The sequence below is a fragment of the Mesorhizobium sp. CNPSo 4670 genome (genome assembly GCF_057784235.1).
Map to the genome: position 1 here is coordinate 1 of NZ_JBWJFQ010000046.1, position 6,936 is coordinate 6,936.

The window sequence follows — 6,936 nt, forward strand, 5'->3', positions numbered from 1 at the left end:
GATGCTCTCCGGCAATCTTCTTTGGCCTGTGCCCACCCATCTTGCCGGGCGCAAGGCTGCTCGTCTCGCGCAAGCGGCTTACCCAGCGGATGACGGTGCTGATCCCAACCTCAAAGCGCACTGCAGCCTGCCGCCGCGACAGGCCCTCCCGCTCAACCGACGCAACAACCCGTTCGCGAAGATCCATCGAATAAGGCTTGCCCATCCTGGCTGGCCTCCTTGCCCAGCAAGAAGGTTGAATCAGATTTGCTCGCCTAAGGGAATCCGTCGTCGATTCAGCCCCAACTCATCCCGCTCTAGCGATGTCCACTTTTGGGAGCGGGGGAGTGCGTTTGCCCGGCACGCGCGCCTGGAATACTCGGGCTTGAGCGGCGCCCTGAGCTTCGATCGTCGGCCAGCGGGCGCACGTTCGATCATGCTTGACCTTATCTTGCTAGCTCACTGTTGGAGCTGCTTTGGATCATCCGATGTTGGATTGCTCGCCGCCCAGTCGAGCGACGTGATCAAACAGAAGCGGGCGAATTGTTCGCTGAGTGCTCTGGTTGACGTCCAATCGTGGCTGAGCTTGTCGTTTGTTCCGTGGATTGTACGGCTGCGACCGTCCGAGTAAATCTCGTCTACTGCAGCCTTCATGGTTGGACCGTCCTGCCGAATCGGCTTGTCCGCCGTCAGGCCAAGTCTCGCTGTAATCAAGCGACGAATTCCGCCCGACTTCGCTCCATTCGCAAGAGCATCGAGCGACGCGGAGAATTTCACGACGGCCATGACCGGAACCGACTCTCTGCAGGCCTCGTGAAACCACAGGATTGCCTGTGCCAGGGTGTTCATCATCTTGGGTCGCGACACCTGTCCTGACGCACTCAGGAAATATGAAATCGCTTCGCCTGCGACCTTGAAGTCTGGCCCACATCTTGCGAGCTCCGAAGCCCAAGCCTGGCTGGTGATCGTAGGGCCGTGGGGCAACCCTTTCATGCTGCTACCGGCAAGCGTCTTGATTCCAGGAACAAAGGTCAAAGACTTCTCTCGTCTGACCCCGGGATCGGATAGGAGCCTAAATCCATCCAACGTACGGGATGGCGTCTCCCAACGGAGCGCGATCACAGTCATCGCCATATGAGCGGCGGTTTGCGCCTTCAGGGTGCCAGCTTCGGAAGCTAGGCCGCTGGTCGACACGCTGCAGACGAACGGGCAGTTGCCGACAGCATCAAGAATATCCTGCTCCTGCATCGCATCGATTGAGTGTTTGCGCTTCCGAATTCGCTCCCCTCTCCAGCGCCTTCTCAACCGACGCGAAGTGATATTGCTGATGTCCAGCCGATCTGCCGCCTTTCGATTGAGCCAGTCTAGCCGCGGTTCAAAGCGGACTGGTCCAATATCAAAACCAGGCATGTCGACATTGCCAAACAATGTGCATCCGAAGGCGTGCTCTTGGACGGCAAACACTGGCTTTGGTGATGACAAGGTCGAACGGACATGGTCGACCACGGCTTGCGCGCTCAGATCGAGGTCAGCGCCAAGGTCGACCCCAGCCAGCGGAATGCCGAAAGCCCCGCGCACAATCCAATTCCATTCTTTGTCAGTGTGCGTCCGACAAAGTACTGGATCGCTATTTTTTAGATCGCTTGCGATGATTTTTACCAGGCGCTCCATCTCGCGCGACACGATGATCGAGCCAGCTTCACCGGCAGAAATGAATCCTGGAAAAACGGTCTCATCATCGATCTTTTCCGGAAATGCGCCCGGAGTTTGAATTCGTTTTAGCTCGGCAATAAGCTTCTTCGTATGCTCCACCATTGAAGCCATCATGTTCCCCCGATATTGCATCCGGCATATCCGGACCCCTCGATTCACGCTTATTCCATCGCGCCTGCAACCTCCGTATCTTGATAGTTCCGGAACTGCAGCAATTTCTCTTCGATGCGCGGTTTCGGGCGACGGTGCTGTTGTGCCGAACGTCCGATGTGAGGCGCAGAGCCGTTCACCAAACAGCAAACCAGGACGCCTTTGGGTCAGAAGCCGATCCCTGACTGAATGTCAGTGAAAGCGGCCGTCGCAGAAGACATGCCTCCGTTATAGCCCGCAGCATCAATGCGCGGCTGTCCCACTGTCCCACTCTCTAGGGGGTGGGACAGTGGGACAGCCGTGATTTACGCATACCCGCTCGAAGGATGTGTTGCTTTCACCCTCGCCTGGATACGATTGACCTTAGATTTGCTCAACCCGGTTGCCGCCGCAATGTCGCGTACGCTTTCACCATTGCGCGTCATCGTCATGACGAGATCAGCCTCGACATCCTGAAGATCCTTCACCGTCCACAACGCCTTTCCGTTGCGAACTTCCAGCTTCGCCTCGAAGGGCTTTGCGGCTTCACCGAACACGCCGCGCGCCTTGCCCAAGTGAACCTCGAAGCGGGCGCCATCCTCGATCGTGTAGTCGTCCGGGTGCTTCAATGTGATGAGCGTGTCCAGGACGTCTTCGCGCTTGCTTGTGCCACGCGGATTTCCACCGCGACCTTCGTGCTCGATCAAAAGAACGCTGATGCCTCGACGACGGAGCCTCAGTTGCCAGGATTGCATCGTGTCCCAACTTTCAGCTTCGTTCTCGCGGCCCCCGTTCGTCAGTGTCGAGCGGTTGTCTAGGATCAGGAGTTCCGTCGGCCCGAGAATCGCTTCCAGCCGCTCCTGCGACTCCGTCTGCGATAGATTGAGGCTGACGCCGATCTCCTGTTCGTCCATTGGCAAGATCCGCAGACGCCCGGAGCTGACCTGGCTGAACATGCGAAGCCGTTCCTGCAGATCCGCGCCCGGCATCTCGCCATCGACGTAGAACACATTGCGAGGCACCGGCGCCCTCCAATTCAAGAATGCGCCTCCGGTCGCGGCGGCATGGGCGATGCCGATTGCTACTTGAGTTTTGCCGACGCCTCGGAAGGCCGATAACATGGCCAAACTTCCTGTGCGAATGATCGGCTCCAGGATGAAGTCACGCGGCTTGAGTTTCATTGATGTGAATTCGTCTGAGGCGAACCACTTGAGGGCAGGGCGCCGCTGCCCGGCATCGACGGCTGATGCTACAACGAGGCGTGTCGCGCTTATGGATTCGAGCAGTTGTTCCGGCGATTGCGTCATGGTCGTTGCCCGTCCGCAAAATCTGTACCTTCGAGTGCCGGTATAATTCTGGTTACGTCTTTGCCGACGCCATCCCAGCGACTCGCACACTCGGCAGCTGCGGCTATCCCAGTGGCGTCGTGGTCGGTGAAGACGGTCAGAGCTTCGATACCGGCAAGCACGGGGAACTTCGCAATTCCGCCTGCCGACAAAGCCACCCACATCGGCCGGAAGCCCATGGCCATGCAGGCCAGTGGTCTCGATCCCCTCGGTGACATGGAGGCCGATGCTCACGTTCTCGTCCGCGGAGAGCTTCACGCAGGCGCCTGCGGCCGGGCCCAACATCTTCTTCGGGTTGCCGAGACCTGGGACATTGGCTTTACCGCTTCCGTTTGGCTTCAGGGCGGTCCTGTGTACGCCGCAGAACTCATTCGTACGGATGTCGACCATCGCAGCCAGCATTGACGGCAGCCGCAAGGTGGTTCCGTCCTGAAGCCGGAAAGGGCAGGCACCGTGGAACCGGAGGGCAAGGCCGTCCAGGACTTCATCGGCAAGCCCGAGCTCGCGACCGAGCAGGTAGACTGCCGCGAGTGTGCCGTCTATCGGCACCGCCTCCCGCCACAGCCTGTGTGCGATATCGATGCGAGAGCTGTCCAACACGGGGGTGGTCGCCGGCCACGGGCGGGACAATTGTGCGGTCAGACGGTGGTGTCCGCTATCTGGAATGCCGAGCATGTGCCGGACATGGTCACGGCAGATGCGCCAGTCGTCGTCTGCAAAACTGTTGACCCGGAAACCGTCGGCGGCGTCAGAATCGAGCATCACCGACATCGACCTGTCTGCGCGCGAGTGGCCCGGGCCCGGTGCGATGATGCAGTGCGGACCAACCACAGTTCCGCCGAGCGCTTTAGCAACCGCGGCGGCACGGTGAATTGTGCTCATGCCACGCCCCCATTCGAGAAGGCGAGTTCCGCAACGGAGATAGCGAGTGGCACTGACAGCGCGTAGCGGGAGCGCAGCAGACGAACCTGGAGCTCGGCCGCCGTAGCATTTCCGGATCGGCACGGCTACTTTCTGCGCTCGCTGATTGGCCTGATCGCCGGCGATACGAGCGTCGAAGCAAGTGAAGCGATGGCGCGCCTCGTCGCCGGCTCCAATGACAGCTACGCCGAGTTGATTAGGCACATGGCAGCTGAGCAGCGCCAGAAGCGGGCGGAGGAGGGTTTTTCAGCGCTGGCGCCGGGCGATCTCGGAGCACTCCTCGACGACGGACCGCCTGGCAATATCGAGGATTTAAAGGCAATGATACTTGAGGAGATAGATGTCGCGCGGCGTAAGCTAATCGGTGACGACCTCGATTCGGTTGTTGAGTTCTGGACCGATGCCGGCATTCCTCGCGACGAGAATCGCTGCCGCGACCGGCTGGCGGCGATGATCGGGCCCGAACTCGCTCGGTACGATATTCAGCGGATCACCGAGGCTGACATGCCCCAGACCAAGAGGGCGGATCTCGCTTTCGCGAGGGGAACGATGCAATTGCCGATCGAGGTCAAGGGCCAGTGGCACAAGGATGTATGGGACGCGGCGACGAACCAGCTCGATGACCAATATCTGGTCGACTGGCGCTCCGAACAACGCGGCATCTATTGTGTGCTATGGTTCGGCGATATGCCGTCAGTGAGCAACCGGCGGCTGAAAGTTCATCCTGACGGGCTTCCCGCGCCTACGAGCGCTGAAGAGATGTGCAAAATGCTGACCGCCCGGATTCCGCACGCGCGCCGCGCACTGATCGATGTTGTGGTATTCGATTTCACCGCTGGAAAATCCTAACGTAGCGCTTTGGGGCCATTCGCGGAGTGTGCAACGGCTGACGTTATGAATGTCTCCTTACCCGGTCTCAACCCGTGGGCTGCCTTTCCGCTTCCGGCTTATACGCGACGTCTGAGTCGTGACTTGGCGATGTCCGTAGGTGGCGCAACCCGGACCTAACTTGCGACGGCTAGTTGTGGTCCTCTTTGACATGCGTGCGAACCGCAAAACCGCCCGCAGCATGGCCGGGGCTAAGGCATTGATATTGCTGTTGTCAAAACCTGGGGATTTTTGAGAGCTACTCCCCAGCTTCGGAGAATAATGGGCATTGAGAGAGCAATTTGCACGCTCAGGACGCTGCGGCACTCCCCAGCTTTTGGCCACACACCGTGCAAACACTGGGCTTCAGAGCGCCTGCCAGCGGAGCAGAGAATTGTTTGGACTTTGAAGGTGGTAGCGGGAGAGGGACTTGAACCCCCGACCCCAGGATTATGATTCCCGTGCTCTAACCAACTGAGCTACCCCGCCAGGGCGGCGAAAGGCCCGAAATCCGCCTTAAATCGAAAGGCATGTCGGGGGCGTTCGCCAAGGTCGCGCGGATATAAGGTTGGGAGGGTGAGCCTGTCAAGCTTCGATGCAACCGGCGCGCCGGCTTATTGTCATTGTCGAAAAGCTTTGCCGCGCAGACATTTGGTTGCCGCCGCCGGGGTTGAGTTCGTAGGGGCACGTCGCTATGTCTCGGCCACGAGTTTTAAGAGTTGAAACAGATGAAACCGCGCATTGCAGTCCTCGGTTGCGGATACTGGGGCAGCAACCACATCCGCACCCTCAAGGCGCTCGGCGCGCTGCACGCGGTCTCCGACGCCAACCGGGCTCGCGCCGAAGGCTTCGCCAGCGAGCAGGACTGCCTTGCGATCGAGCCCGACCAGCTGTTCGTCCGTGACGATATCGACGCCATCGTCATGGCGTTGCCGCCGCAATTCCATGCCGACCTTGCGGTGCGCGCCGCCGAGAGCGGCAAGGATCTGCTGGTGGAAAAGCCGATTGCGCTGACGGTGCCGGACGCCGAGCGCGCGGTGCAGGCGGCCAAGGACAATGGCCGCGTCTTCATGGTCGGCCATGTCTTGCGTTTCCATCCGGCCTTCGAAACGCTGAAGGGGCTGATCGACAAGGGCGAACTCGGGGAAGTCCGCTACATCCATTCGCATCGGCTCGGCCTCGGCAAGTTCCACACCGAGAACGACGCGCTGTGGGACCTGGCACCGCATGATTTGTCGATGATCCTGGCGATCACCGGCACCGAGCCGATCGAGGTGCGCGGCGAGGGCGCTGCCCTGCTCGACAATCTCAGCGACTTCGCGCATTTGCACATGCGCTTTCCCAACGGCCTGCGCAGCCATCTCTTCACGTCGCGGCTCAATCCCTATCGCGAGCGGCGGCTGACCGTGGTCGGCACCAAGGCGATGGCGGTGTTCGACGACGTGGAACCATGGGAACGCAAGCTTGCCGTCTACCGCCACGCTGTGTGGCAGGACAGCGGTCAATGGGCTTTCACCACCAATGAGCCGTCCTATGTCGCGGTTGCCCAAGGCATGCCGCTGACGCGTGAGCTGGAGCATTTTATCCAGTGCATCGAGACACGGGCCGAGCCGCGCACCAGCGGCGAGGAAGCGATCAGGGTGCTGCGCATCCTGACCGCGGGGACGGTCACGCATACCACGCCCAATTCCTGAGAGACCGTTTGGACTCTGTCACTCGCCGGCGCGAATTTCTCTGAGCGGGTAGCGGATTACTCGGCGGGGATCTGCGCCGGCCTGGCGGAAAGCCGGGTCAGCATGGCCTCGGCCTCGGCGCCACGCTCCGAACGCTCGATGAAGCCGCCGCCGAACACACGCGCCTCGTTGCCGTCATCGGAATAGAGCACGCAGGCCTGTCCGGGCGCGATGCCGGACTCGCCGTCGATCAGTTCCACCCAAGTGGCGCCAGCGCGATGATGCAGCACGGCAGGGCGGGGCGGGCG

The 6,936-nt window shown here is 60.4% G+C and carries 6 protein-coding genes and 1 tRNA gene; 2 read left to right on the forward strand and 5 right to left on the reverse strand.

The annotated features are described in order from the left end of the window. The 3 genes from AC0ZT5_RS34710 to AC0ZT5_RS34720 all read right to left on the reverse strand — a co-directional run. On the reverse strand, positions 1-205 hold a 205-nt coding region (locus AC0ZT5_RS34710), incomplete at its 3' end, for an IS630 transposase-related protein (RefSeq protein WP_488499365.1). Positions 206-438: 233 nt separating this feature from the next. Next, on the reverse strand, positions 439-1,803 hold the full coding sequence (locus tag AC0ZT5_RS34715) for a hypothetical protein (protein WP_488500108.1): 1,365 nt from the start codon (positions 1,801-1,803) through the stop codon (positions 439-441). A gap of 344 nt (positions 1,804-2,147) precedes the next feature. Beyond that, complete coding sequence (locus AC0ZT5_RS34720) at positions 2,148-4,049, reverse strand: DUF7146 domain-containing protein (RefSeq protein WP_488500109.1); 1,902 nt, start codon at positions 4,047-4,049, stop codon at positions 2,148-2,150. Positions 4,050-4,238: 189 nt separating this feature from the next. Between AC0ZT5_RS34720 and AC0ZT5_RS34725 the strand changes: the two genes are divergently transcribed. Continuing rightward, complete coding sequence (locus tag AC0ZT5_RS34725) at positions 4,239-4,937, forward strand: hypothetical protein (RefSeq protein ID WP_488500110.1); 699 nt, start codon at positions 4,239-4,241, stop codon at positions 4,935-4,937. Between the two features lie 430 nt (positions 4,938-5,367). Here the strand turns inward: AC0ZT5_RS34725 and AC0ZT5_RS34730 are convergent. Beyond that, positions 5,368-5,444, reverse strand: a tRNA-Met gene (locus AC0ZT5_RS34730). A gap of 239 nt (positions 5,445-5,683) precedes the next feature. On the opposite strand from AC0ZT5_RS34730, the gene AC0ZT5_RS34735 reads away from it, so the two are divergent. Continuing rightward, a complete protein-coding gene (locus AC0ZT5_RS34735) occupies positions 5,684-6,649 on the forward strand; it encodes a Gfo/Idh/MocA family protein (RefSeq protein WP_488500111.1) in 966 nt (321 codons plus the stop codon). 56 nt (positions 6,650-6,705) lie between these two features. Here the strand turns inward: AC0ZT5_RS34735 and AC0ZT5_RS34740 are convergent. Next, on the reverse strand, positions 6,706-6,936 hold a 231-nt coding region (locus tag AC0ZT5_RS34740; RefSeq protein WP_488500112.1), incomplete at its 5' end, for an aminomethyltransferase beta-barrel domain-containing protein.

Bases quoted from the DNA above. Each gene is read 5' to 3' on its own strand.
- AC0ZT5_RS34735 (WP_488500111.1), top strand. From the start codon at position 5,684: ATGAAACCGCGCATTGCAGTCCTCGGTTGCGGATACTGGGGCAGCAAC.
- AC0ZT5_RS34720 (WP_488500109.1), bottom strand. From the start codon at position 4,049: ATGAGCACAATTCACCGTGCCGCCGCGGTTGCTAAAGCGCTCGGCGGA.
- AC0ZT5_RS34715 (WP_488500108.1), bottom strand. From the start codon at position 1,803: ATGGCTTCAATGGTGGAGCATACGAAGAAGCTTATTGCCGAGCTAAAA.
- AC0ZT5_RS34725 (WP_488500110.1), top strand. From the start codon at position 4,239: ATGGCGCGCCTCGTCGCCGGCTCCAATGACAGCTACGCCGAGTTGATT.